This is a genomic window from Streptomyces sp. NPDC001351, from assembly GCF_042896045.1.
In the GTDB taxonomy this organism is placed as follows: domain Bacteria; phylum Actinomycetota; class Actinomycetes; order Streptomycetales; family Streptomycetaceae; genus Streptomyces.
Map to the genome: position 1 here is coordinate 839,205 of NZ_JBIAWS010000003.1, position 26,146 is coordinate 865,350.

Annotated in this window: 20 protein-coding genes; 13 read left to right on the forward strand and 7 right to left on the reverse strand. The window is 70.3% G+C overall.

Features of this window, described 5'->3' with window-relative positions:
- Nucleotides 1-105 precede the first annotated feature (105 nt).
- From tkt to ACFY1U_RS14095, 8 genes are all read left to right on the forward strand, one after another.
- Nucleotides 106-2,181 carry a transketolase gene (gene tkt / locus ACFY1U_RS14060; RefSeq protein ID WP_390694368.1) on the forward strand — a complete coding sequence of 692 codons (2,076 nt, stop codon included), beginning with the start codon at nt 106-108 and terminating at the stop codon, nt 2,179-2,181.
- 19 nt (nt 2,182-2,200) lie between these two features.
- Nucleotides 2,201-3,346, forward strand: coding sequence for a transaldolase (tal, locus tag ACFY1U_RS14065; RefSeq protein WP_390694369.1), 1,146 nt, complete (start codon nt 2,201-2,203; stop codon nt 3,344-3,346).
- A complete protein-coding gene (gene zwf / locus ACFY1U_RS14070; protein ID WP_390694370.1) occupies nt 3,343-4,896 on the forward strand; it encodes a glucose-6-phosphate dehydrogenase in 1,554 nt (517 codons plus the stop codon). Before tal ends, zwf begins: the two co-directional genes overlap by 4 nt.
- Entirely contained in the window at nt 4,893-5,828 is a 936-nt protein-coding gene (gene opcA, locus ACFY1U_RS14075) for a glucose-6-phosphate dehydrogenase assembly protein OpcA (protein WP_390694371.1), read from the forward strand. The genes zwf and opcA overlap by 4 nt, the downstream gene beginning before the upstream one ends.
- Nucleotides 5,821-7,485: a glucose-6-phosphate isomerase gene (gene pgi, locus ACFY1U_RS14080; RefSeq protein ID WP_390694372.1), complete on the forward strand. Its 1,665-nt coding sequence runs from the start codon at nt 5,821-5,823 to the stop codon at nt 7,483-7,485. Before opcA ends, pgi begins: the two co-directional genes overlap by 8 nt.
- A 2-nt stretch (nt 7,486-7,487) precedes the next feature.
- Nucleotides 7,488-8,366, forward strand: coding sequence for a phosphogluconate dehydrogenase (NAD(+)-dependent, decarboxylating) (gnd, locus tag ACFY1U_RS14085; RefSeq protein WP_390694373.1), 879 nt, complete (start codon nt 7,488-7,490; stop codon nt 8,364-8,366).
- 7 nt (nt 8,367-8,373) lie between these two features.
- Entirely contained in the window at nt 8,374-8,961 is a 588-nt protein-coding gene (locus ACFY1U_RS14090) for a histidine phosphatase family protein (RefSeq protein ID WP_390694374.1), read from the forward strand.
- 231 nt (nt 8,962-9,192) lie between these two features.
- Nucleotides 9,193-10,962: a pentapeptide repeat-containing protein gene (locus ACFY1U_RS14095; RefSeq protein WP_390694375.1), complete on the forward strand. Its 1,770-nt coding sequence runs from the start codon at nt 9,193-9,195 to the stop codon at nt 10,960-10,962.
- 6 nt (nt 10,963-10,968) lie between these two features.
- On the opposite strand, the gene ACFY1U_RS14100 is transcribed toward ACFY1U_RS14095, so the two are convergent.
- Nucleotides 10,969-12,243 carry a lipase family protein gene (locus tag ACFY1U_RS14100; protein WP_390694376.1) on the reverse strand — a complete coding sequence of 425 codons (1,275 nt, stop codon included), beginning with the start codon at nt 12,241-12,243 and terminating at the stop codon, nt 10,969-10,971.
- Nucleotides 12,244-12,566: 323 nt separating this feature from the next.
- Between ACFY1U_RS14100 and ACFY1U_RS14105 the strand changes: the two genes are divergently transcribed.
- Genes ACFY1U_RS14105 through ACFY1U_RS14115 form a run of 3 tightly spaced genes read left to right on the forward strand, consistent with a single transcriptional unit; the run spans nt 12,567 to nt 18,297 of the window.
- Nucleotides 12,567-15,455: a peroxidase family protein gene (locus tag ACFY1U_RS14105; protein WP_390694377.1), complete on the forward strand. Its 2,889-nt coding sequence runs from the start codon at nt 12,567-12,569 to the stop codon at nt 15,453-15,455.
- Entirely contained in the window at nt 15,452-16,819 is a 1,368-nt protein-coding gene (locus ACFY1U_RS14110; protein WP_390694378.1) for a hypothetical protein, read from the forward strand. The genes ACFY1U_RS14105 and ACFY1U_RS14110 overlap by 4 nt, the downstream gene beginning before the upstream one ends.
- A gap of 11 nt (nt 16,820-16,830) precedes the next feature.
- Nucleotides 16,831-18,297: a membrane-associated oxidoreductase gene (locus ACFY1U_RS14115; protein WP_390694379.1), complete on the forward strand. Its 1,467-nt coding sequence runs from the start codon at nt 16,831-16,833 to the stop codon at nt 18,295-18,297.
- Here ACFY1U_RS14115 and ACFY1U_RS14120 read toward each other — a convergent pair.
- Both ACFY1U_RS14120 and ACFY1U_RS14125 read right to left on the reverse strand, forming a co-directional pair.
- Nucleotides 18,284-20,083, reverse strand: coding sequence for a bifunctional sugar phosphate isomerase/epimerase/4-hydroxyphenylpyruvate dioxygenase family protein (locus ACFY1U_RS14120; RefSeq protein WP_390694380.1), 1,800 nt, complete (start codon nt 20,081-20,083; stop codon nt 18,284-18,286). The genes ACFY1U_RS14115 and ACFY1U_RS14120 overlap by 14 nt on opposite strands.
- Nucleotides 20,084-20,198: 115 nt before the next feature.
- Entirely contained in the window at nt 20,199-21,080 is an 882-nt protein-coding gene (locus tag ACFY1U_RS14125; RefSeq protein WP_390694381.1) for a shikimate dehydrogenase, read from the reverse strand.
- Between the two features lie 141 nt (nt 21,081-21,221).
- Between ACFY1U_RS14125 and ACFY1U_RS14130 the strand changes: the two genes are divergently transcribed.
- Complete coding sequence (locus ACFY1U_RS14130) at nt 21,222-21,887, forward strand: TetR family transcriptional regulator (protein WP_115910319.1); 666 nt, start codon at nt 21,222-21,224, stop codon at nt 21,885-21,887.
- A 220-nt stretch (nt 21,888-22,107) separates the two neighbouring features.
- The gene (locus ACFY1U_RS14135) at nt 22,108-23,466 is read left to right on the forward strand and encodes an MFS transporter (protein WP_390694382.1); all 1,359 of its coding nucleotides are present in this window, start codon (nt 22,108-22,110) and stop codon (nt 23,464-23,466) included.
- Nucleotides 23,467-23,924: 458 nt separating this feature from the next.
- Here ACFY1U_RS14135 and ACFY1U_RS14140 read toward each other — a convergent pair whose 3' ends face one another.
- The 4 genes from ACFY1U_RS14140 to ACFY1U_RS14155 form a co-directional block, all read right to left on the reverse strand.
- Nucleotides 23,925-24,266, reverse strand: coding sequence for a VOC family protein (locus ACFY1U_RS14140; protein WP_390694383.1), 342 nt, complete (start codon nt 24,264-24,266; stop codon nt 23,925-23,927).
- Nucleotides 24,267-24,318: 52 nt separating this feature from the next.
- The gene (locus ACFY1U_RS14145) at nt 24,319-24,753 is read right to left on the reverse strand and encodes a VOC family protein (protein ID WP_390694384.1); all 435 of its coding nucleotides are present in this window, start codon (nt 24,751-24,753) and stop codon (nt 24,319-24,321) included.
- 51 nt (nt 24,754-24,804) lie between these two features.
- The gene (locus ACFY1U_RS14150; protein ID WP_390694385.1) at nt 24,805-25,215 is read right to left on the reverse strand and encodes a VOC family protein; all 411 of its coding nucleotides are present in this window, start codon (nt 25,213-25,215) and stop codon (nt 24,805-24,807) included.
- 411 nt (nt 25,216-25,626) lie between these two features.
- Entirely contained in the window at nt 25,627-26,064 is a 438-nt protein-coding gene (locus tag ACFY1U_RS14155) for a PPOX class F420-dependent oxidoreductase (RefSeq protein ID WP_390694386.1), read from the reverse strand.
- Between the last annotated feature and the right edge of the window lie 82 nt (nt 26,065-26,146).

Here is a 26,146-nt window from a genome sequence, read left to right on the forward strand (position 1 = left end):
TTTCACCACAGGCTGACACACAGCGACCTTCCCCCGTAAAAGTCAGACTTTTAAGTTTGAAGACATCCGAGCAGTTCAGCCGCTTCGATCGAGGACTTCTTGAAGATGAGTACGCAGACTCCGGACAGCTTCGAATGGACCGAACTCGACCGGCGTGCCGTGGACACCGCCCGTCTGCTCGCGGCCGACGCCGTGCAGAAGGTGGGCAACGGCCACCCGGGCACGGCGATGAGCCTGGCCCCGGCCGCGTACACGATCTTTCAGAAGGTGATGCGTCACGATCCCGCGGACCCCGAGTGGACCGGCCGGGATCGTTTCGTTCTGTCCCCCGGCCACACCTCGCTGACGATGTACACGCAGCTGTTCCTGGCCGGGTACGAGGTCGAGCTCGACGACCTGAAGGCGTTCAGGACGCACGGTTCCAAGACGCCCGGCCACCCCGAGTACGGGCACACCGCCGGCGTCGAGACCACCACCGGGCCGCTCGGCCAGGGCGTCGCCAACGCGGTGGGCATGGCGATGGCCGCCCGCTACGAGCGCGGCCTGTTCGACCCGGAGGCCCCCGAGGGCACCTCCCCCTTCGACCACACCATCTGGGCGATCGTCTCCGACGGCGACCTGGAGGAGGGCGTCTCCGCCGAGGCCTCCTCGCTGGCCGGCCACCAGAAGCTCGGCAACCTGGTCTTCCTCTACGACGACAACCACATCTCCATCGAGGGCGACACCGCGACGGCGTTCTCCGAGGACGTCCTGAAGCGCTACGAGGCCTACGGCTGGCACGTGCAGCGCGTCGAGCCCTCGCTCGACGGCGACATCGACGTGCCTGCCCTGTACGCGGCGCTCAAGGCCGCGCAGGCCGAGACCGAGCGGCCCTCGATCATCGCGATGCGCACGATCATCGCCTGGCCCGCCCCGAACGCGCAGAACACCGAGGCCTCCCACGGCTCCGCGCTCGGCGCCGAGGAGATCGCCGCCACCAAGCGCGTCCTCGGCTTCGACCCCGAGCAGTCCTTCCAGGTCGACGCCGACGTCCTCGCCCACGCCCGCGAGGCCCTGGACCGGGGTGCCGAGGCGCACGCCGCCTGGGACAAGCAGATCGACAAGTGGCGCGGCGCCAACCCGGAGCGCGCCGAGCTGTTCGACCGGATCGTCGCGGGCCAGCTGCCCGAGGGCTGGGAGGACGCCCTGCCGGTCTTCGAGGAGGGCAAGGCGGTCGCCACCCGCGCCGCCTCCGGCAAGGTCCTGCAGGCGCTCGGAGCGATCGTCCCCGAGCTGTGGGGCGGCTCCGCCGACCTGGCCGGCTCGAACAACACCACCATCGACAAGACCTCGTCCTTCCTGCCGAAGGGCAACCCGCTCCCGGAGGCCGACCCCTACGGCCGCACCGTCCACTTCGGCATCCGCGAGTTCTCGATGGCCGCCGAGATGAACGGCATCGCGCTGCACGGCAACACCCGTATCTACGGCGGCACCTTCCTGGTGTTCTCCGACTACATGCGCAACGCGGTGCGGATGTCGGCCATCATGCAGCTCCCGGTGACGTACGTCTGGACGCACGACTCCATCGGCCTCGGCGAGGACGGCCCGACCCACCAGCCGGTCGAGCACCTGGCCTCCCTGCGCGCCATCCCGGGCCTGAACGTCGTCCGCCCGGCCGACGCCAACGAGACCGCGATCGCCTGGGGCGAGATCCTCAAGCGGCACGCCACCGACCCGGCCCCGCACGGCCTCGCCCTCACCCGCCAGGGCGTGCCGACCTACGCGCCCAACCCCGATGCGGCGAAGGGCGGTTACGTCCTGAAGGAGTCCTCGACCGAGACCCCGGACGTCGTCCTGATCGCCACCGGCTCCGAGGTGCAGCTCGCCGTCGCCGCGCGCGAGCAGCTGGAGGCCGAGGGGATCGGCACCCGGGTGGTGTCGATGCCGTCCGTGGAATGGTTCGAAGAGCAGCCGCGGGAGTACCGCGAGCGCGTCCTTCCGCCGTCCGTGCGGGCCCGTGTCGCCGTGGAGGCCGGGATCGGTCTGACGTGGTACCGCTACACAGGTGACGCAGGACGCATCGTCTCACTGGAGCACTTCGGCGCCTCCGCCGACGCCAAGACCCTGTTCGCCGAGTTCGGCTTCACCCCCGAGAACGTCGCCGCAGCCGCGAGGGAATCCCTCGCCGCCGCCCGCGGTTGATCCGATCGCCAGAAAGAAGATGATCAAAGTGACCGAAGCAACCGCTACCGCGGGAGCACTCAAGCGCCTGTCCGACGAGGGCGTCTCCATCTGGCTGGACGACCTGTCGCGCAAGCGGATCGAGTCCGGCAACCTCGCCGAACTCGTCGAGAACAGCAACGTGGTGGGCGTGACCACCAACCCGTCCATCTTCCAGGCCGCCATCGGCTCCGGCGAGGGCTACGAGGAGCAGCTCGCCGACCTCGCCGTCCGCGGCGTGACGGTCGAAGAGGCCGTACGGATGATGACCACCGCCGACGTCCGCGCCGCCGCCGACATCCTGCGGCCCGTGTACGACGCCACCGGCGGCCGTGACGGCCGGGTCTCCATCGAGGTCGACCCGCGCCTGGCCCACGACACCAAGGCGACGATCGCCGAGGCCAAGCAGCTCGCCTGGCTGGTCGACCGGCCCAACGTCATGATCAAGATCCCGGCGACCAAGGCGGGCCTCCCGGCCATCACCGAGGTCATCGGCCTGGGCATCAGCGTCAACGTCACGCTGATCTTCTCCCTGGAGCGCTACCGCGAGGTCATGGACGCCTATCTCGCCGGCCTGGAGAAGGCCGCCGCGAAGGGCCTCGACCTCTCGGCCATCCACTCCGTGGCCTCCTTCTTCGTCTCCCGCGTCGACTCCGAGATCGACAAGCGGCTGGACGGCCTCAGCTCCCCCGAGGCGTCCGTCCTCAAGGGCAAGGCGGCACTCGCCAACGCGCGTCTCGCCTACGAAGCGTACGAGGAGGTCTTCGGCGGTGAGCGCTGGACCGCCCTCGCCGGTGCCAGGGCCAACAAGCAGCGCCCCCTGTGGGCCTCGACCGGCGTGAAGGACCCGGCGTACAAGGACACCCTGTACGTGGACGAACTGGTCGCCCCCGGCACCGTCAACACCATGCCGGAGGCCACGCTCAACGCCGCCGCCGACCACGGTGAGATCACCGGCGACACGGTGACCGGCGGCTACGCGCAGGCGCGCGCCGACCTGGCCGCCGTGGAGGCCCTCGGGATCTCCTACGACGAGGTCGTGCAGAAGCTCGAGGACGAGGGCGTCGCCAAGTTCGAGACGGCCTGGCAGGACCTGCTGGACGCCGTCACCAAGTCCCTCGACAGCAAGGGAGTTGAGACGGAATGACCGAGCACGCCACGGTCGGGTCGGCGCTCGACTGGACCAACCCCCTGCGCGACGACCGCGACCGCCGGCTTCCGCGCATCGCGGGCCCGTCCGGGCTCGTCATCTTCGGCGTCACCGGCGACCTGTCCCGCAAGAAGCTGATGCCCGCCGTCTACGACCTGGCCAACCGCGGCCTGCTCCCGCCGGGCTTCTCCCTCGTCGGGTTCGCCCGCCGGGACTGGGAGGACCAGGACTTCGCGCAGGTCGTGCACGACGCGGTCCGCGAGCACGCCCGGACCGAGTTCCGTGAGGAGGTCTGGCAGCAGCTCGCCGAGGGCATGCGGTTCATCCCCGGCGACTTCGACGACGACACGGCGTTCAAGCAGCTGAAGTCGGCCGTCGACGAGCTGGACGCCTCCCGCGGCACCGGAGGCAACTTCGCCTTCTACCTGTCCGTACCGCCGAAGTTCTTCCCCAAGGTCGTCCAGCAGCTCAAGAAGCACGGCCTGGCCAGCGGGCGCGAGGGCTCCTGGCGGCGCGCGGTGATCGAGAAGCCGTTCGGGCGCGACCTGGCGAGCGCCCGCGAGCTCAACTCGATCGTGCACGACGTGTTCGAGCCGGACCAGGTCTTCCGCATCGACCACTACCTGGGCAAGGAGACCGTCCAGAACATCCTGGCGCTGCGCTTCGCCAACCAGATGTACGAGCCCATCTGGAACCGGTCGTACGTCGACCACATCCAGATCACCATGGCCGAGGACATCGGCATCGGCGGCCGCGCCGGCTACTACGACGGCATCGGCGCCGCCCGTGACGTCATCCAGAACCACCTGCTGCAGCTGATGGCGCTCACCGCCATGGAGGAGCCGATCGCGTTCGACGCGGAGTCGCTGCTCACCGAGAAGCTGAAGGTCCTGAAGTCCGTGCGGCTGCCGGAGAACCTGGGCGAGCACACGGTCCTCGCGCAGTACGCCGAGGGCTGGCAGGGCGGCGAGAAGGTGGCCGGCTATCTGCAGGAGGACGGCATCGACCCGAACTCCAAGACCGACACCTACGCGGCCATCAAGCTGGAGGTGGACAACCGCCGCTGGGCGGGCATCCCCTTCTACCTGCGCACCGGCAAGCGTCTGGGCCGCCGGGTCACCGAGATCGCGGTGGTCTTCAAGCGGGCGCCGCACTCCCCCTTCGACTCCACCGCCACCGAGGAGCTCGGACAGAACGCCATCGTCATCCGCGTCCAGCCGGACGAGGGCATGACGGTCCGCTTCGGCTCCAAGGTGCCGGGCACCTCGATGGAGATCCGGGACGTGTCGATGGACTTCGCCTACGGCGAGTCCTTCACCGAGTCCAGCCCGGAGGCGTACGAGCGCCTCATCCTGGACGTGCTGCTCGGCGACGCCAACCTGTTCCCCCGTCACCAGGAAGTGGAAGAGTCCTGGAAGATCCTCGACCCGATCGAGGAGTACTGGGCGCGGCACGGCAAGCCCGCGCAGTACGCCTCGGGCAGCTGGGGACCCGAGGAAGCCGACGAGATGCTCGCACGAGACGGACGGAGCTGGCGCAGGCCATGAAGATCGACCTGACCGACACCACGGCAAGCAAGATCAACAAGGCGCTGGTGCAGGGCCGCCGCGCCATCGGCACACCGGCCGTGGGCATGGTCCTGACGATGGTCATCGTCACGGACGAGGAGAACGCCTACGACGCGATCAAGGCGGCCGAGGAGGCCTCGCACGAGCACCCCTCGCGCACCCTGGTCGTCATCAAGCGGCACGCCCGCACCCCGCGCGACCGCATGGCCTCCAAGCTGGACGCCGAGGTCCGGGTGGGCGCCGACGCCGGCACCGGCGAGACGGTCGTGCTGCGGACCTACGGCGAGGTCTCCGACCACGCCGACTCGGTCGTCCTGCCGCTGCTGCTGCCGGACGCTCCGGTCGTCGTGTGGTGGCCGGTGGACGCGCCCGAGGTGCCCGCCAAGGACCCCCTCGGCGCCCTCGCCCAGCGCAGGATCACCGACCTGTACGCCGTCGAGAACCCGGCCGAGATTCTGGAGCAGCGGGCCCGCTCCTATGCGCCCGGCGACACCGACCTCGCCTGGACCCGGCTGACGCCGTGGCGCTCGATGCTCGCCGCGGCCCTGGACCAGGCCCGGACGAGGATCGTCTCGGGGGCCGTGGAGGCCGAGGCCGACAACCCGGCGGCCGAACTGCTGGCGCGCTGGCTGGAGGCGCGGCTGAACGTGAAGATCGACCGTGTGGTCACCGCGGGCCCGGTCGTCACGGCCGTGCGCCTGGGGACCGCGGACGGCGAGATCGTCATCGACCGCCCCGAGGGGCCGCTGGCCACGCTCACCCTGCCGGGCCAGCCCTCGCGCACCCTCGCGCTGAAGGTCCGCACCACCTCCGAACTCATCGCCGAGGAGCTCCGTCGCCTCGACGCCGACGAGATGTACGCCGTCGCCCTGCGGGGCGAGGCCGCCAAGGAGAACGTCTCCCATGTCTGACTCCCCGAAGCTCACCCGGCGCCCCGAGTGGGCCGCCCTGGAGGACCACCGCGCCCAGGGCCAGCCGGTGCTGCGTGAGCTGTTCGCAGCCGACCCCGGCCGCGCCGAGCGGTACGTCGTGCGCGTCGGCGACCTGCGCATCGACTACTCCAAGCACCTCGTCAACGACGAGACGCTGGCGCTGCTGCAGGAGCTGGCCACCGCCACCGACGTGTTCGGGCTGCGCGACGCCATGTTCCGCGGCGAGAAGATCAACGTCACCGAGGACCGGGCCGTGCTGCACACCGCGCTGCGCGCCCCGCGGGACGCGGTGATCGAGGTCGACGGCGAGAACGTGGTGCCGCAGGTGCACGCCGTCCTGGACAAGATGGGCGACTTCGCCGAGCGGGTCCGCTCCGGCGCCTGGACCGGCCACACCGGCAGGCGCATCAGGAACGTCGTCAACATCGGCATCGGCGGCTCCGACCTGGGACCCGCGATGGCGTACGAGGCGCTGCGCACCTTCACGGCCCGGGAGCTGACGTTCCGTTTCGTCTCCAACGTGGACGGCGCCGACCTGCACGAGGCGGTACGGGACCTGGACCCGGCGGAGACCTTGTTCATCGTCGCGTCGAAGACCTTCACCACGATCGAGACGATCACCAATGCCACCTCGGCCCGTTCCTGGCTGCTGAACGGCCCCGGCGGGCTCGGCGAGGAGAAGGCGGTCGCCCAGCACTTCGTGGCGCTGTCCACGAACGCCGGCAAGGTCACCGAGTTCGGCATCGACCCGGACAACATGTTCGAGTTCTGGGACTGGGTCGGCGGCCGCTACTCCTTCGACTCGGCCATCGGCCTGTCGCTGATGATCGCGATCGGCCCGGACCGCTTCCGGGAGCTGCTCGACGGCTTCCACACCGTCGACGAGCACTTCAAGGCCGCGCCCGCGGAGGCCAACGCCCCGCTGATCCTTGGCCTGTTGGGCGTCTGGTACGGCAATTTCTTCGGCGCCGAGTCCCATGCGGTGCTGCCGTACAGCCACTACCTGTCGAAGTTCACGGCGTATCTGCAGCAGCTGGACATGGAGTCCAACGGCAAGTCGGTGGACCGCGACGGCCATGCGGTGGGCTGGGAGACCGGCCCGGTGGTGTGGGGCACGCCCGGCACCAACGGGCAGCACGCCTACTACCAGCTGATCCACCAGGGCACCCGGCTCATCCCCGCGGACCTGATCGGCTTCGCACGTCCGGCGGCCGAGCTCGGCGACGAACTGGCCGCCCAGCACGACCTGTTGATGGCCAACCTGTTCGCGCAGGGCCAGGCGCTGGCCTTCGGCAAGACCCCCGACGAGGTGCGCGCGGAGGGGATCCCCGAGGAGCAGGTGCCGCACCGCACCTTCCACGGCAACCACCCCACCACGACGATCCTGGCGAAGGAACTGACCCCCTCGGTCCTCGGCCAGCTGATCGCCCTCTACGAGCACAAGGTGTTCGTCCAGGGCGCGATCTGGAACATCGACTCCTTCGACCAGTGGGGCGTCGAGCTCGGCAAGGTCCTCGCCAAGCGCGTGGAACCCGCCTTGACCCAAGGCGCCGACGTCCCCGGCCTCGACCCCTCCACCACCGCTCTCGTGGCCGCGTACCGCGAGCTCAGGAACGCTCAGGAAGAAGTGAACTGACCATGCAGATCGGACTCATCGGGCTCGGCAAGATGGGCGGCAACATGCGCGAGCGGATCCGCCGCGCCGGCCACACCGTCATCGGCTACGACCGCAACCCCGACCTCTCCGACGCGGCCAGCCTCGCCGAACTGGTCGACAAGCTCGAAGCGCCGCGCGTGGTGTGGGTGATGGTCCCGGCGGGCGCGCCCACCCAGTCGGTCGTCGACGAGCTCGGCGGCCTCCTCTCCCCCGGCGACACGGTCGTCGACGGCGGCAACTCCCGCTGGACAGACGACGAGAAGCACGCCGAGGAGCTCGGCGCCAAGGGCATCGGCTTCGTCGACGCGGGCGTATCAGGCGGTGTGTGGGGCCTGCAGAACGGCTACGCGCTGATGGTCGGCGGCGACAAGGAGCACGTCGAGCGGCTCCAGCCGATCTTCGAGGCGCTCAAGCCGGAGGGCCCGTACGGCTATGTCCACGCGGGCAAGGTCGGCGCCGGGCACTTCTCCAAGATGGTCCACAACGGCATCGAGTACGCCATGATGCAGGCCTACGCCGAGGGCTGGGAGCTGCTGGAGAAGATCGAGTCGGTGGACAGCGTCCGGGAGGTGTTCCGCTCCTGGCAGGACGGCACGGTCATCCGTTCCTGGCTGCTCGACCTCGCGGTCAACGCCCTCGACGAGGACGAGCACCTGGACAAGCTGAAGGGCTTCGCACAGGACTCGGGTGAGGGCCGCTGGACGGTCGAGGCGGCCATCGACAACGCGGTGCCGCTGCCCGCCATCACGGCCTCCCTCTTCGCGCGGTTCGCCTCCCGCCAGGACGACTCCCCGCAGATGAAGATGATCGCGGCCCTGCGCAACCAGTTCGGCGGGCACGCCGTCGAGTCGAAGGAGTAGCGCCGTCGTGGGGGACCTTCTCCTGGTCCGCCACGGCGAGACGGAGTGGAGCGTGTCGGGACAGCACACCAGCTGGACCGACCTGCCCCTCACCCAGCACGGTGAGGAGCAGGCCAAGTCGCTCGCTCCCCTCCTCTCGCAGCGGACCTACGCACTCGCACTGACCAGCCCGCTCGGCCGCGCGATACGCACCGCCTCACTCGCGGGCATCACCGGCACGGTGGTCGAACCGGACCTGCACGAATGGGACTACGGCGCCTACGAGGGCATCACCACCGTCGAGATCCACCGCACCCGCCCCGACTGGTACCTGTGGACCGACGGCGTGCCGCCCGGCCCGGACGGGCACCCCGGCGAATCGCCCGAGCAGATCGGCCGGCGCGCCGACCGCGTCCTGTCCCGGGTGGACTCGGCCCTCCCCGACGGTGACGTGATCCTCGTGGCCCACGCCCATTTCCTGCGGGTCCTGACGGCCCGCCGCCTGGGCCTGCCCCCAGCGGACGGCCGCCTCTTCCAACTGGCGACGGGCACGGTCAGCCGCCTGTCGACCGAACACGACCGCCCGGTGATCGCCGAGTGGAACACCCGGCCGTAGTCCTGGTGAGCGTGCGGCGCGGCCTCCGGCCGGGACCATCCGGGGTCAGGTGACGATGGCGCCCGGGTGCCACCGGGCGCCATCCCTCCAGTAGTGCCGGCACCGCCCGTCGACGCGTCGGGCCGACTGACGTAGGAGCCCTGGCGACGCCTTGCCGAGGGCGGGCCTCCGCTGTATGGCTTGATGGTGAGCCGAGTCTGGACGGAGTGCGCGACACCGCCGTGCACAGCGATGATCGTGCCGGGACACGGCCGATGTCTGCGCCACCTGGACGAGCCTGCGCAGCACGCCGCACTCGCCGCACTCGCGCCCGGCGCGGACGTGGACTTCCGGGGGGTGCACTTCACGGAGGAGCTGTGGCAATCGGTGACGTCGGCGATGGAGGCGCGGTTCGGGACCGCCCGCTTCGACACGGCCCGGTTTCCGTCAGGCGTGCGGTGTTCCGGGGCGCGCTTCGAGGGGCCTGCCTATTTCGAGGGAGCGCTCTTCGAGGGCGGATCCCACTTCACCGGAGCCGAGTTCGCCGACTACGCGGGGTTCGACGCGGCCGTGTTCGCGGGGCCCGCCTACTTCCGGGAGGTGCGCTTTCACGGCGAAGTCCGCTTCGTGGTCGCGCGGTTCGCGGCGGAGGCGTTCTTCGACGGAGTGTCGTGCGCGTCCGCGGCCCGCTTCTCGGAGGCGACCTTCGACGGAGTCGCTGCATTCACCTCCGCGCGCTTCTCGGGCCCGGCCCACTTCACGGAGACCTGGTTCCGGCAACAGCGCAACACCTGTGCCGACTTCTCCGAAGCACACTTCACCAGGCCGGCGGGGTTCCGCGGAGCGCGCTTCCGGGGCCGGGTGGCGTTCGCCGAGGCCGTGTTCGAGAGCGAGTGGCGTGGTCCGGTGGTGTGCGCGGACGAACTGTGGATGCGTGGGGCTGTGTTCAGGATGCCGCTGCGCATCGGCATAGCCGCGCTTCGGGTGGACATGAACGGCGTGCGATGCGAGTCCACGGCCGCCTTCCAACTGCGGTACGCGGCGGTGTCGTTGCGGGACGCCGTGCTGGCCGAGCCGGTGACCCTGTCGTACGAGGCGATGCCATTCATGGCGGGGCCGCGCCAGCTCGAACAGGAGATGCCGCGGGAGGAGGGCAGCGTGGCCGTTCGGCTGCTGCGGCTGTCCGGCGTCAACGCCGCCCATCTCGTCCTGACGGACGTCGATCTGTCCCGCTGCGAGTTCTCGGGCGCCTACAACCTCGACCAGATCAGTCTGGCGGGGCGCTGCGAGTACGGCGTTCCCCCGGCCGGGCTGCGGCGCGGCAACGCCTGGTTCCCGCTGCAGTGGTGGAGCCGTCGGCGAGTGGTTGTCGAAGAGCAGTACTGGCGGGCCCTGCCCGTGGACGGCCGCACCGAGGCGGACACTGGCGGCTGGCTCACCGGGCTCGGTCACCCCGATCCGGCCCAGAGCCCGACGGCCGACGACGTCGCCATCGTGTACCGCCAGCTCCGCAAGGCCCTCGAGGACACCAAGAACCAGCCCGGGGCGGCCGACTTCTACTACGGCGAGATGGAGATGCGCCGCCACAACAAGGACACTCCGCCGGGGGAGCGTTCACTGCTGCACGCCTACTGGCTGCTGTCCGGCTACGGGCTGCGGGCGTCCCGGGCTCTGTGGGCCCTCGTGTGCGCCATGGGCGTGACCGTGCTGTTGCTCATGCTCTTCGGGCTGCCCGCGGCACCGCCGACATCACGCATGACGGGGCAGGTGCCGTCCGGCGGCGGAACGGTCGTGCTGACGCCCGACCTCGCGGGCCAGAGTGTCCCCCGCCATGTTCTCGACCGCTTCAGCGCCGCTCGCCTGGAACGGGCCGGGCGTGTGGTCGTCAACTCGGTGGTGTTCCGCAGCAGTGGTCAGGACCTGACGCAGGGCGGCATGTGGATCGAGATGGTCAGCCGTCTGGGCGAACCGGTCCTTCTGGGTCTCGCGGTCCTCGCCGCCCGCGGCCGGGTCCAGCGCTGACCCCGGCTAAAGCACATCCCCGAACTCGCTCAACACCCCCGGAGGGGCAAGCGCGTTGACGTAGTGCCCCGGCCCGTGGTCGTCGAAGGAGTACTTGAACGGGATGGTGCGGGTCAGCGCCAGGCGGGTCGCGAAGAACGCCAGCGGCGCCACCACGGCGAGACCGGCCAGGCTGTCCATCTGCGGGTAGTCCAGACCCGGTTCGGTGACCTCCGTCCAGCCCTGGCCGCCGGCCTGCAGCAGGGGCCGTACCGACCGCCGCAACCCTTCGGTGACGCGGACCAGCAGCCCGCCCCAGTCCCGGTCGGCGGCCGTGCGCAGGAGGTCGCTCGGCAGGGTCAGGCCCTCGATCGCCGAGTCGGCGACGAAGGTGAGCACGGCGTCGACGGGCCCGTGCCGCCTGCGGTAGTGGAACTCACGGCCGAACGGCGCGTACGGGCCCACCGGCCGGGGCGGCAGGGCGGGCACCACGTCCCGGTCGAAGATGTAGCGGATCAAACGGTCACGCAGCACGTGGTTGCCCAGCGGGCCGGGTGTCTCCTCGCAGGCGCGGGCCAGGTCGGGGCCGCCGACCATGGGCTGGCCGAAGGTGTAGACGCCCTTGAGCTTCTCGGCGATGTGCCGGTACGTCGGTTCGTGGACCAGGGTGAGCGCCATGATCGCGGCCATGGCGGCGCCGAGGCTGTGCCCGGTGATGTAGAGGGCCTCCAGGCCGCCGCCGCGGGTGCCCTGCTCCTCGGGGTTCAGGGACTCGCCGCGCACGGCGCGCTCCAGGGCCTCGATGACCAGGTGGCGGGTGGCACGGACGTTGCGGTAGAAGCCGGCGTGGACCTCGTACGTGCGGCCCTCCAGTTCGACGCAGAGCATCTCCGGCCGTACGTCGGCGTCGGTGAGGATGCTGATGATGTCCTCGGGCTGGGTGCCGCGGTAGCAGAGGATCGCGACCCTGCGGTCCTTGTCCTGGACCAGATAGGCGGCGGAGGCGATGTACATGGCGTCCACGCGCTGCTCGAAGGCCCGGCAGGCGTTCTCCTCCAGGCCGAGCCGCGCCATGATCATGGAGACGGTCCGCACATCGCTGTGCTGCTCGAACCCGGCGTACGAGTAGGCCGCGCAGGTCGCCAGCACATGCGGGACCACTCCGTCCGGGTCGGGCTGGTGCTCGTCCTCGACGAGCCGTTCCACCAGGTCGGGGTAGACCGGGAAGCCAGTCGGATCGGTCTCGGGCTTGCACGGGCGCAGCGCGGCGTAGCTGGGCCCTTTGACGTAGGTGTCCCGCATCTGGGACCTCCCCCGGAACGTCTGCGGATGGTGGGCACCCACCATGGCCCCGAACCGGCACCGGAATGGAGTCGTTCCCCGGCCACGGCAGGGGCGGCGGATGAGGTTGCCGGGAAGCGGGAACGCCCGCGGTGCGGGCACAGCAGGTTACGGCTCCCTCACAGGCCCGGCTGACGTGCCCAAATGCCGTTCATCATGTAAATGTTCGCATGGGGCGCAAGGTGGCGCACATCGGCGCGAACCATCGCTGCGAGCGTGCCGCTGGCGCCAGTAGGGTGCGGGGCCCTGTCCCGTACGCAACCGTGCGCGTGAGGAAACGACCGATGGCCGAGACCGGGCAGCAAGAACCGCGGTACGAGCGGTACGAGCGGTACGAAGGCGGTAGTCCCGAAGCGGAACGGCTGGTGTTCGAGCAGCTGGCCGCCGAACTGATGAAGGTGCAGGTCAAGAACCGGCGGGCGGGGGGCGGCGGGATCGCCCGGACCTTCCATGCGAAGGCGCCGGTGGCCGTGGACAACGCGCGGCTGCGCTTCCACGACGATCTCCCCGCCGCGCTGCGGGTGGGGTTCGCCCAGCCGGGCGCCGAGTATCCGGCGACGGTACGGCTGTCGAACGCGAGCGGGATCCGGCAGGGCGACGGTTCGCCGGACCTGCGCGGGGCGGCCGTGCGGGTGCGGGTGTCGGACGAGGAGAGCCACGACCTGCTGGCGACCAGCTATCCGGTCTCGCACGCCCGCAACGCACGCGAGTTCGTGGCCTTCGCGAAAGCCATGGCGGGCGCGAAGAGCCCCGTGCAGAAGGCGTTCGGGCTGTTCGTGAAGCTGCCGCTGGCCGTGGGCCTCGGCACCGCGAACCGGATGCGCCGCAATGTGCAGGCCGCCACCCGGCACACCGTCGACTCGCTGGCCAATGAGACGTTCTGGAGCCGCGGCGCGGTGCTGTGGGGCGAGGCGGGACCGGTGCGGTTCCTGTTCCGTCCGGTGCCCGGCACACCGCCGGCGCCCTCCGCGGACCGTCGGGACGCGGACGCCCTGCACCGGGAGTTCGCGCACCGCCTGGCGCAGGGTGAGGTCTCCTACGACCTGTGCGTGCAGCGGTTCGTCGACGAGCGGCGCACTCCGGTCGAGGACGCCTCGATGGAGTGGAAGGACGGGGTGTCGCCCGCGATCGCGGTGGCCCGGCTGACCCTTCCGAGCCAGGACCTGAACACCGCGGAGGCCCGCGCGGCCGCCCGCCGGATCGAGGACCTCGCCTTCAACCCCTGGTACACCACGGACGAGTTCCGTCCCCTGGGCAACATCAACCGCGCCCGGAAGGCCGCCTACCAGGCGGCGAGCGCGCACCGGCTGGGGCTGAGGTTCGTCACCGAGGAGCCTGTGCGCAACCGCGTCCTGGGCCGCCCGATGGAAGCGGCCTTCGCGCTGCTGAACCGGTATGTCCCCTGGCACCGGCTGCCGTTGCAGCTGAGCCTGCTGAACCTGGTCTTCCTGCGCAAGGTGCTGCGCCGCCGCAACCTGATCGACACCGAACCGCGCGAGGCACCGCCGAAGGCCCAGCCGGTGCCGGCGCCGATCCCGGAGCGGCTGCGCGGCGAGCGGTCCTACGACGGCACGTACAACGATCTGTCGGACGCGAAGATGGGCGCGGTGGGCGCCACCTTCGGCCGCAACCTGAAGCCGGACTACCGCCCCGACCTCTTCGACACCCCGAACCCGGTCACGGTCAGCCGGCAGCTGCTGTACCGCGAGAGCTTCGTGCCCGCGACCTCCCTCAACATCCTGGCCGCCGCCTGGATCCAGTTCCAGGTGCACGACTGGGTCAACCACCGCCGCTACAAGCCCGGCGAGCGCAGCGTCGAGGTTCCCCTGCCGCCCGGCAGCGGCCCCTGGCACAACACGCCCGGCGGGCCCGGCGAGAACGTGATGCGGTTCGCGGAGAACGAGGGCATCGAGGTGCCGGGCCGCCCGCCGATCCTGTTCGGCAACAACGCCTCCCACTGGTGGGACGGCTCCGAGGTGTACGGCGAGGACGAGCACACCGCCCGCTTCCTGCGCGAGGCCGACGGACGTGCCGAACTCCGCCTGGAGGACGGCCACCTGCCCGGCGGCGGCAACGGCCACGTCCCGCTCACCGGCTTCAACGAGAGCTGGTGGATGGGCCTGAGCGCCATGCACACCCTCTTCGCCCGCGAGCACAACGCGGTGTGTGCCGCGCTGCGCGCCGAGTACCCGGCGATGAGCGAGGAGCGCATCTACCAGACCGCCCGGCTGGTGGTCTCCGCGCTGATCGCGAAGATCCACACGGTGGAGTGGACGCCGGCGATCCTCGCCACCGAGGCGATCGACCTCGCCCTGCACACCAACTGGCAGGGCCCGCCGAAGAACTGGCTCAACCAGCTGGGCCTGTGGCTGTTCGAGGCGCACTCGCTGACGGGCATCCCGAAGACCCTGCCGGACCACCACACGGCGCCGTACTCGCTGACGGAGGACTTCGTCACCGTCTACCGCATGCACCCACTGGTCCCGGACGACTTCGAGCTGCGCGAGCACCACTTCGGGCAGCGCCTGGAGACGGTGGGCTTCCTGGACATCCAGGGCGGCGCGGCCGAGTCCCAGATCCGCAAGACGGGCCTCGCGAACACGCTCTACTCCTTCGGCATCGCCCATCCGGGCGCGATCACCCTGCACAACTACCCTCGTGCGCTGCAGCAGTTCGAGCGGGACGGGGAGATCATCGATCTGTCGGTGGTGGACCTTGTACGGACCCGCCGTCGTGGCGTGCCGCGCTACAACGACTTCCGCGAGGGCCTGCACAAGCAGCGCATCCGCTCCTTCGAGGAGCTCACGGAGAACGCCGAGACCCTGGCGCGCCTCAAGGACGTCTACCGTTCGGTCGACGAGATCGACACGGTGGTGGGCCTGTTCGGGGAGAACCCGCCGACCGGCTTCGGCTTCAGCGACACGGCGTTCCGCATCTTCATCCTGATGGCGAGCAGGCGGCTGCAGTCCGACCGCTTCCTCAACGTCGACTACCGGCCCGAGGTGTACACGCCGCTGGGCATCGACTGGGTGGAGCGGGGCGGCATGAACTCCGTCATCCTGCGGCACTGCCCGGAGCTGGCGGCGCTGCTGCCGCGCGGCGCGAGCGCGTTCGCGCCGTGGCGGACGGTGCGGGCGACCAGCGAGGAAGACATGCACGGAGGCCGTGAATGAGCACGGTCGACGGACATCCGGGGCTGGCCGACCTGTTCGGCCGGCCCCTGCTGGACACCCTCTGGCACCGGCGCACGCACCGCGTCAGCCGCGGCGCCTCGGTGCCCGCCGGGTCGATGAGCTACCACTCCCCGCACACTCAGCAGCCGCTGTCGGAGCTGGAGGAGGCGGTGCTGATCGCGATCACCGGCTGTACGGGCCTCACCATGCCGGACCGCCCCTTCGAGGACCCCCGCGACGGCAAACCCATCATGGCCAAGCCCAACCTCACCATGGCGGGCCGCACCGCGGGCAGCCCCGACAACGCGCAGGGCACCCACTTCTTCATGATCAACGACACGGGGACCTACTACCTGCGGAAGCTGCCACCGGCTCCCCAAGAGCCCTTCGACGCCGAGACGTTGGCGGCGCGGGCGGCGCAGTCGAAGGTGAAGGTCCTCGACCACCGCCTGGACGTACCGCAGAACAAGCGGGACTTCCCGGCGTACCTGGACTCGAACCGCTTCCTGTCCAACCTCGCCGGAACGACGGTGTTCTTCCCGGTCGTCGACCTGTCCCACCAGTACATCAACGCGTTGATGTACCTGCTGACCCAGCCGGACGGAGCGCGCCCGACGCTGGTGGACGACCGCAACTTCTACCGGCCCGCCGGCGTGAGGAAGTGGGTCAGGAACGGCTTCCTGAACGGAGACCTGAAGCTGCCGCTCGGCGCGCTCGGCCCGATGCGCACCCAGATCGAGGCGGACCTGCTGCTGCAGAACCTCATGCTGACGGCGGAGGCGATGGGCCTCGGGGCCTGGATCCACGCGTCGATCAATCCCCAAATCGCCCTGGGCGACCCGAAGTTCTCTCGCACATACGGCAGGATGCTCGGCTTCACCTTCGTCACCCCGCGCTGGCGACTCGCGGACCTGTGGCGCTGGCACGTACCGCTCCCGGCGTACGCGACCCTGCGCTCGCACCCGGTGGGACTCACCTCCCGGGACGGCGAGGCACTGATCGCCGCCGCCTGCCCGCCCGCGCACAAGTCGATGTCGGACGCGGTGGACTCGGTGATCGGCGCGAAGTTCGGCACCGGCGGCATCTACACCGACAAGGACGTCTTCACCCGCATCTACAAGGAGGACTACGGCCAGCGCTATCTCGCGGAGGCGAGCGAGTACGAGGAGCGGGTGATCGACTGCGCCCGCGACATCTGCGAGTACGTCATCCGCACGCACCGCCGCTTCCCCGCGCACACGGACGCGATCCACGTCCCGGGCATCTGGCTGCAGGCCCATCACGTGGAACGGGAGTACTACGAGCGGTACTTCGTGAACGGACTGACCGACACCCACCGGCGGCACGCGGAGCTCTGGGATTAGAGTCACGCTCTGTGGAGATCAACGATCTGACGCCGGCCGAGCAGCAGGTGTGGCGGGCGTTCTCGACGGGGGCGGTGGTCGACTTCCGGGAGGGGGGCGACGACGAGGACACGGCGGAGGGTGCGCAGTGGGGGCCCGAACGGAGCATAAGAGCGACGGTGTTGCGGGCGCTGCTCCTCAACGGCCCCCGAGTGCCGGGGGAAGTGGCCGCGCTCAAGGTCAAGGGGGCGCGGGTCATCGGCACCCTGGACCTGAGACACGCGACCGTCGACAGCATCGTCCATCTGAGCCACTGTCACTTCGCCGACGCCCCGGACCTCTCCGGCGCCCAGCTCCCCTATCTGAACCTGCGTGACTCCGTGCTGCCGGGCCTGATGATCGCGCGGGCGCGCGTGGACGGCAGCGTCCGCCTGACCCGGTGCCGGTTCTCCGGAGTCGTGCACCTGGGCGGATCGCACATCTCCGGGGTGCTGTTCCTCGAACGGGCCGAGTTCGCCGCGGCGCCGGGTCCCGCGCCGGTCCTGAAGCTCAGCCACGTCACCATCGAGGACGACCTGTGCGCCCCGGGGCTGCGCACCCACGGCGAGATACGACTCGACGGCGCCGCCGTCGCCGGATCGGTCGACCTCAACGACGCCCGGCTCCACCACCCCGGCAACGCCGTCCTCGACGCCCAGACCCTCGTCGTGGAAGGCGACCTCCTGCTACGGCGCGTGGAGGCGACGGGCTGGATCGGCCTGCGCGGCGCACGTATCGCGGGTCGCTTCGACCTGTCGTACGCCCGCCTGTCGAACCCGGACGACTCGGCCCTGCGGGCGAGCAGCTGCACCATCGGCGAACTCTGGCTGCGCAAGGGTCCGCCCTTGAACGGACGGCTCAACCTGCGGCGCGCCCAGGTGGACGTCCTCTTCCTGGAACCGGAGGTGGTACCCGAGGAGGTCTATCTGAGCAGCCTCGTGTACACCACTCTCACCCCCCACGAGCCCGCCGAGCGCCGCCTCCCCATGCTGGAACGCGATGCCGAGGGCTATGTGCCGCACGCCTACGAGCAGTTGGCCACCGCCTACCGCCGTGTCGGCGACGACCACGCGGCCCGTCTGGTCCAGCTCGCCAAGCAACGCCGTCTCCGCTCGACCCGCGCCTGGTACGGCCGTCTCTGGGGCTACGTCCAGGACGCCACCGTCGGCTACGGCTTCCGCCCGCTGCGCGCGGCCGTATGGCTCCTGTCGCTCCTCGCCGCCGGCTCGACCGCGTACGCCCTGCACCACCCCCATGCGCTCAAGGCGTCGGAGGCCCCGCACTTCAACCCGGTCTTCTACACCCTCGACCTGCTGCTCCCGGTGATCTCCTTCGGCCAGGAGGAGGCGTTCGCGCCGGACGGCTGGTACCAGTACCTCGCCTACGCCCTGATCATCACCGGCTGGATCCTGGCCACGACGGTCGTCACCGGCGTCACCAGAACCGTCAGCCGCCAGTGAGCCGCCGCGCGGCATGCTGCGCGGCCAGGCGCACGGGCGCGTTCTGGGCGCCGTAACCCCTGTATCCGCCGTCACGCTGGACGAGCTCGAAGAAGACCCGGCCCACGGTCCGCGTGTAGCAGTGCCGGAACTCCCCGTACCGATCCCTGTCGTAGAGGATCCCGAGCTCGCGATACGTGTCCAGCTCCCCCTCGCCGAACGCGAACCGGGCCGCCAGATCGTCGTAGTAGTTCTCGGGCATCGCCAGCAGCAGCCCGCCCGCCTCGCGGAAGCGGCGCGCCGCGGCCACCACGTCGTCCGTCGCCAGCGCGATGTGCTGGGCGTGGACCGTGTCGTCGGCGGGCGCCGCGCCGACCGTCAGGGCGATACGGACGCTGCCGTCGGCGGCGGTGACGGCACGGCTGCGCAGCAGGCCGTACGGGTCGGCGACGTCCACGCTCTCCTGGGCGGACAGGCCGAGCACGCTGCGGTGGAAGAGGGTGGCTTCGTCGAAGTGGTGCCAGGGCTGTACGAGAGCGAGATGGTCGATGCGCCGCACGCCCGAAACCGCCGGCCCCGCGTGCTCGACGTCCTCGAAGTCTCCACGCCAGTCGGGCAGTTCGGGCCGACCGGTCGCGCAGAAGAACAACTCCGTGCCGTCCGGGGCCGCCACGGCATCCAGCGGGGCGTCCTCGCTCGCCCGACGGCGCGGCAGCACGGGCGCCAGCAGCGCCTCGGCGCGGCGGGCGGCGCCCTCCGGGTCCGGGGACTCCAGACCGATCGCGGCGAGGCCGGTGCCGTCCCGCCGGGCGGCCGGCCCGGTGTTGACGAGCACCCGGGCCTCCCCCGCCTGCCACAGATCGACCGGCTTGCTGCGGTGCCGAGCGGTCCGGGCGAAGCCCAGGGCGCCCAGCACTTCGCTGACCGGCTCGGCGTCGGGAGTGACCAGCTCGGCGAAGGCGACCCCCGTGGGGACTACGGGGGCGGGCAGCTCGGCCAGCCCCACCGCCTCCTGGAGCACCAGCAGCGACCGGTGCGCGTCCACGGCCGTCGGCCCGGCCTCGGCCTGCCGGAAGACGTCGTTGAAGACCTCCAGGGAGAGCGGCCCGGCATACCCCGCGCGCAGCACATGCCGCACGAGCCCGGCGACGTCGAAGCCGCCCTGCCCCGGGAAGCAGCGATAGTGACGACTCCACTGCAGGACGTCCATCGCGAGCAGCGGAGCATCCGCGAGCTGCAGAAAGAAGATCTTCTCGCCCGGGATGTCCTCGATCCCCTTGGGATCGGACCCACGGGAAAGAATGTGAAAGCTGTCGAGACAGGTACCGAGCGCGGGATGGTCCGCCGTCTCGACAACATGCCAGGCATGGTCGTACGTACTGACGTGCCGCCCCCAGGCAAGCGCCTCGTAGGCGACACGGATCCCGAAGTCCTGCGCCAGATCGGCGAGTCGGCTCAGCTGCTCGGCCGCGAGGGCGTCGTCGTCCACGGCCAGGGGACTCACGCTGGAACAGACGAGGACCGTATCGGCGTCCAGCCGCCGCATGACCTCGAACTTGTGCCGGGCCCGACGCAGATTGCGAGTGAACTCCTCCTCGGGCACGGCCTCGATGTCCCGCATGGGTTGGTAGAGGTCGATGCTGAGCCCGAGATCGGCACAACGGGCCCGGATCTCCTCGGGCCTGAGGGGACTCGCCAGCAGGTCGTTCTCGAAGATCTCAACCCCGTCGAACCCGGCCCGGGAGGCGGCGGTGAGTTTTTCGGTCAGCGACCCGCTGAGCGAAACGGTGGCGATGGACGTACGCATGGCCCTGCTCCTTCAAACTGCCGGGTGGTACAGCGCCCCGATAGGGGCGCGGGGCTGTGTTCGATGTGCGGCTACCGCCGCGTGGGCGCGAGCAACCACATACGACCCGCACCCGTCACACGGCCTCGCCAACCGAACTCTCCACAGCAATCTCCGAGAAGTCGGCAAGCATCCGCCCACTGTCGGGCTCCCGCCCCGTGAACAACCGAAACGCATCCGCAGCCTGGAACACGGCCATCCCACCCCCATCCAAAGTCGCGCAGCCAACCGCCCGAGCGGCCCGCAGCAACTCCGTCTCCAGAGGCCGATAGACCACTTCGGCAACCCACAGCCCCGGATGAAGCAGTTCAGCGGCGAAGGGCAACCCCGGATGGGCCGCCATCCCGGTGGGCGTGGCATGCACAACCCCGTCGGCCGAGCCGAGCAGCCGCCCGAGCTGATCAGGAGTACCGGCGGCCGCCCGGCCGACCCCGAAGTGCCGGTTCAGTCCGTCGGCAAGATCCGCGGCCCGCTCGGCCAGCGCATCCACGACGGTGACCCGCTCGGCGCCCAGCGTGAGGGTGGCGTGCGCAACGGCCGCCCCCGCCCCGCCGGCACCCAGCTGCACCACCCGCTCCAGCGAGGCGTCCGGCAGCCCCCGGGCGAACGAGGCCGCGAACCCGGTGACGTCCGTGTTGTGACCGATCGCGCGCCCGTCCTCGAAAACGACGGTGTTGACCGCTCCCAACGCCTCGGCCTGCGGAGCAAGCCCGTCCAGGTGCTCGATCACCAGCTGCTTGCACGGGTGGGTGATGTTCAGCCCGTCGAAGCCGAGGTCCCGGGCGGCCCGCACCAGGTCGCCCACCGCCTCCGGCGGCACGCCGAGGGTGTCGATGTCGATGAGCCGGTACAGACAGCGCAGGCCCTGCCGGTCCGCCTCCCGCTCGTGCAGCGCCGGGCTGAGCGACGGACCGATGCCGGAACCGATCAGTCCGACGAGATACGAGTCCTTGGCCACGGGACCTCCTGAGCCGAGCTCTAATGTACGAACTAGTACGTTAGCTATATCAGCCTGTCGGTTCCCTGGGAAGACCCCGCCGGCGCCACCCGGCCCGCCTTCTAGAATCTGCGGCACTGGCCGTACTCCCGAAGGAACCCGATGACCAGCGTCGACGAACCGGCACGACCCAACGGGCGGATCCGCGACGCCGCGCGCACCCAGGCCGAGATCCTCGACGTGGCGACACAGGAGTTCGCGCGAGCTGGTTACGACGGTGCTCGGGTCGACGAGATCGCCGCCCGCACCCGCACCACCAAGCGGATGATCTACTACTACTTCGGCGGCAAGGAGCAGCTGTTCACGGCCGTCCTGGAGCGGGCGTACGGCGTGATCCGGGAGGCCGAGCAGAAGCTGGACGTCGAGCATCTCGACCCGGTCGCGGCGATCCGGCGGCTGGCCGAGCTGACCTTCGACCACCACGAGCAGCACCCGGACTTCATCCGCCTGGTCAGCATCGAGAACATCCACGGCGCCGAGCACATCGCCGCCTCCGAGAAGCTGGGCAGGATCGGCTCCCCGGCGCTCGACGTGATCCGCCGCATCCTGGCCGCCGGGCAGGAGTCGGGCCTGTTCACGGCCGATGTCGACGCGGTCGACCTGCACGCGATGATCAGTTCCTTCTGCTTCTTCCGGGTCTCCAACCGGCATACGTTCGGCGCCCTGTTCGGCCGCGACCTGGTCGACCCGGCCCAGCGCGAGCACTACCGCACGATGCTGGGCGACATGGTGATCGCCTATCTGACGGCGGACCGCGCGACGGACTGATCACGCCGGTCACGCGCACGACGGCGGCAAGATCCTTCGGCATCACCTCTTGACACCCGGGAAACGTGGGCGCAACATCCGTAGCCAACCGCTACTAACTACCCAGTGGGTTAATTAGCCGGGTAGCGCCCGGCACGGCCGTCCCGTCACCCCAGGGATCCGGCACTTCTCCCCCGCCGCTCACTCCGCTTACGTTGGAGTTCCCTCGAAGGAGCAAGCCGTGCCCCATGCCGCCGCACCCCGCGACCCTGCCGAAGCCGTCGGGCAGCCGAAGAAGGCGGCCACTGCCGCCTGGATCGGCAGCGCCCTGGAGTACTACGACTTCTTCATCTACGGCAGCGCGGCCGCACTGATCTTCCCGAAGGTCTTCTTCGACGAGTCCGACCCGGCCACCGCGACCCTGCTGTCCCTGGCCACGTTCGGCGTCGCGTACGCGGCCCGGCCGGTCGGCGCGCTCTTCCTCGGTCACTTCGGCGACCGTATCGGCCGTAAGAAGATCATGGTCTTCACGCTGATCCTGATGGGCCTGTCGACGTTCCTCATCGGCTGTCTCCCCACCCGCGCCCAGGTCGGCACGCTCGCCCCGGTCCTGCTGGTCGCCTGCCGTGTCCTGCAGGGCATCTCGGCGGCGGGCGAGCAGGCCAGCGCGAACTCCATGACCCTGGAACACGCGCCACCGCACAGGCGCGGCTTCTTCACCAGCTTCACCCTCAGCGGCACACAGGGCGGTCAGCTCATCGCCACCCTGGTCTTCATCCCGGTGGCCGCGCTCCCCGAGGACCAGCTGCTGTCGTGGGGCTGGCGGGTCCCGTTCTGGGCGAGCGTCGCGGTCGCCGTCGCCGGCTACGTCATCCGCCGAAATCTCCAGGAGACGCCCGCCTTCGCGAAGCAGGCGGCCACCGCCGGTGTCGTGAAGCTGCCGCTTGCGGTGCTGCTGCGCGAGCACTGGGTGGACGTGCTGCGGGTGATCGGCGGCGCGCTCATCGCCTCGGTCTCCACGATCTTCACGGTCTGGGCCCTCGCCTACGCCACCAGCGACTCGGTCGGCATGTCCCGCTCCTCCATGCTCTGGGTCGGCGCGCTCGCCAACCTCGTCGCCCTCGCCGCGATCCCCCTGTGGGCCTCCCTGTCGGACCGCATCGGCCGCCGTCCCGTGTTCCTGATCGGCGCGGCGGGCAGCGCGCTCGCCATGTTCGGCTACCTATGGGCGGTCTCGACGGGCAACTACCCGCTGACCCTGATCCTGGGCATCGTGGCCTTCGGCATCGTCTACAGCGCCGCGAACGGCGTCTGGCCGTCCTTCTACGGCGAGATGTTCTCCACCCGGGTGCGCCTGTCCGGCATGGCGATCGGCACCCAGATCGGCTTCGCCGTGGCCGGTTTCGCGGTCACCTTCGCCGCGCAGATCGCGGGGCCCAACGGCAACGACTGGTCCTCGGTCGCCCTGTTCACCGCGGCCCTCTGCGTACCGCCGGTCATCACCGGCCTCTCGGCCCGTGAGACCCACAAGATCCCGACGGAGCTCCTGGGCGAGCGTGCGGCGCAGGGAGCGTCACAGCCGGAGACGGTCACCGCCTGACGGCTGCGCACACGCCCCCGGGCCCCGGACACCACACTGGCTCCGGCGCCCGGGGGTTCCGGCATTCCCGTCCCTCACTCACGGCTGCCTCGGCCACCCACTGGAGTGTGATTCCCCCTGCCGGCCTGCGCGGGAGCCACCGCGTCGGCCTCCCGTCCCGGTCAGGGCCTGTCGTGCTGCCGGCCTCCGCCGGACCGTTTCCCACCAGGGAGGCAACGTCTTCCGCCCTTGCCTCCGGCCTGGCGGGGATCCATCGTCGGCCGCAGATCTCGTACGCGGCGGTCCACGGCAGCAGCGCGGCCGGGGCGCCGGAGGCCGGCGTCCCGGCCAGGCCCTCAAGCCACCCGCCGCGTGCCTCGCACCGCGGCGGCGAGGCTGAGCCCATCGCCTCAACCGGCGGCACAGCCCGGCGGACTTCCCGGAGCCGCCGGAGGCCCGGTCGGTGAGGCGTCCGGTTCCTACGCCCGTGGGTGCAGCGGCTCGTAGAGGCCGACCTCGCCGCCGCCCGGCAGCCGGAAGCCGGTCACCCGGCCCCAGCGGGCCTCCTCCAGGGGGCGCGTGAACTCCACGCCCTTCTCGGTGAGTTCGGCGGTCGTCGCGTCGAGGTCGTCGCACATCAGCATCAGTTCGTGCGACGGCTCGCCCGCGGCCGGGTGGAAGGCTACCTCGGCGGGCGGCGCCTTGAAGATGAGCCAGCCGTGCCCGGCGTCGACGTGCGCCCAGCCGAGGACGTCCCGGAAGAAGGCGCGGTCCGCCTCGGCGTCTCGGGTGTAGATCACCACATGTGCACCATTGATCACGCGCGGAGGCTAGGTCCCCGGCCCGGGGCACGGCAAGGGCGGCGCGCGGTCCTCATGCGGAGGAGGCGGCCACGCAGAACTCGTTGCCCTCCGGGTCGGCCATGACGATGTGGTGTCCGCCGACCTCCTCCAGGACTCTCCCGCCCGCCTTCACCAGGCGCTCGGACTCGGCACGGATGCGGGCCCACCGCTCGTCGGGGCTGCCGCCTCCCGGTACCCGGACATCTATGTGGAGGCGGTTCTTCGCCGTCTTGGACTCGGGGACCTTCAAGAGGGACAGCCGGGGGCCCGCACCCTCGGGATCGCAGAGCCACGCGCCGTCGTCGGCCGAGTCGTCGTCCGGCAGGTCGAACTGCGCGAGCCACTCCTCGCGCGTGGTGAAGGGTGCGGGCGGCGGCTCGTCGACATAGCCGAGTGCCGTCTTCCAGAACTCGGCGAGGAGCTTCGCGTCCGCGCAGTCGAGCGTGAGATCGAAGGTGGCTGCCATGCAAGGACCGTACTGCGCACCACTGACAGCGGGGCCGCGGCCGGAGCCTGATCAGGCGTTCGACCAGCCCCGCTCGCACAGCACCAGCCGGTAGCCGTCCGGGTCCTCGACGGTGACGCCCCACTGGTTCCAGTACGGATTGGGCGACGGCACCCGCTTGCCGCCGTGCTCCTCCAGCCGGGCCACCAGGTCGTCCGGCACCGGCCCGTCGACGTAGACGACGAGGAGGTCCTCCTCGGTGGGCCGGGGCTCGACGGGCCGCGCCGGTTCATGGACGAGCTCCAGATGCCATCCGGCGTCCGGCCAGCCGAGCATCAGCAGGTCGTGCTCGCCGGGTTCAAAGCCGCCCTCGGCCCGCCAGACCACACTCAGCCCGAGCCCCTGCGCCCAGAACCGCTCGGCGGCCGCAAGGTCCCTGGACGGGCGGGCGATTCGGATGTGGCTGCGGCCGTCGACCGGCATCGTGACCTCTTCCTGAGCAGGGGCATCCTTCCCCGCAGCCTAGGCAGTCCGTGATCCGCGAACCATCGGTCGCCCGCCCTGCGCCCCGGGACCTAGGTCTCCACCCGCCGCCATCCCGAACCCTCCGGGACAAAGGCGCTGTTGAGGCATTGCGCGCACTGCGGTAATCATGAGGGACCTCCGCGCGCTCCGGCCGGATTCAGGGGCGGCCGGGGTGCGCGGACCGTGACGGCTCCGAGCACCGCGCCGATGGCCCCCGGCGAAACCGGATCCACCATGCCGCGCACTCCCCGTCTTCCGCTCTCCGCCGTTCCATCTGTCGCTCGCGGTGATCAACCCTGACCGCAGCCACGTGTCATGACAGAGCATCACGGAATGCGGGCTCCCGACCGCCGGACGGGCTCATGGCGTTCAGCCCCGGTTCGCCCCCTTGGGAATGCCGTAAGCCCGCTCCACCTTCAGTCGCACCACCAGACGTCGGTCGCGGACCATCGCGGCACGGTAGTCGTCCCAGTCCGGGTGCTCGCCCAGGACGTCGCGGTACAGGCGGATCAGCTCCTCCACCGTGTCGTCGTGCGGGTCCTTGGCGACGGGTGTGAGCTCGGCGGTGCCCTCGACGACCGTGTAGGCGCGGCGGTCCGCGGTGGACACGTGGTACGACGCCCGCGCGTCCCGGCGCAGGTTGCGGGTCTTGGCCCGGTCGTCGGTGACGGAGATCCGGATGATGCCCTCGTCCGGGGAGTAGTGGTGGCTGACGTTCGACAGCTGGGGCCGGCCGTCGCTCTTGAGGGTGACCAGTACGCCGCTGCGGTCGTCGGAGAGCAGCTCGAGCAGTGTGTCGTGAGTCATACCCGGATCAACCCGCGGGACCGATCCATGCATTCCCGCCCACTCCTGCGCGAGTAGACACTGTCTACGCCGGGGTGGTAGA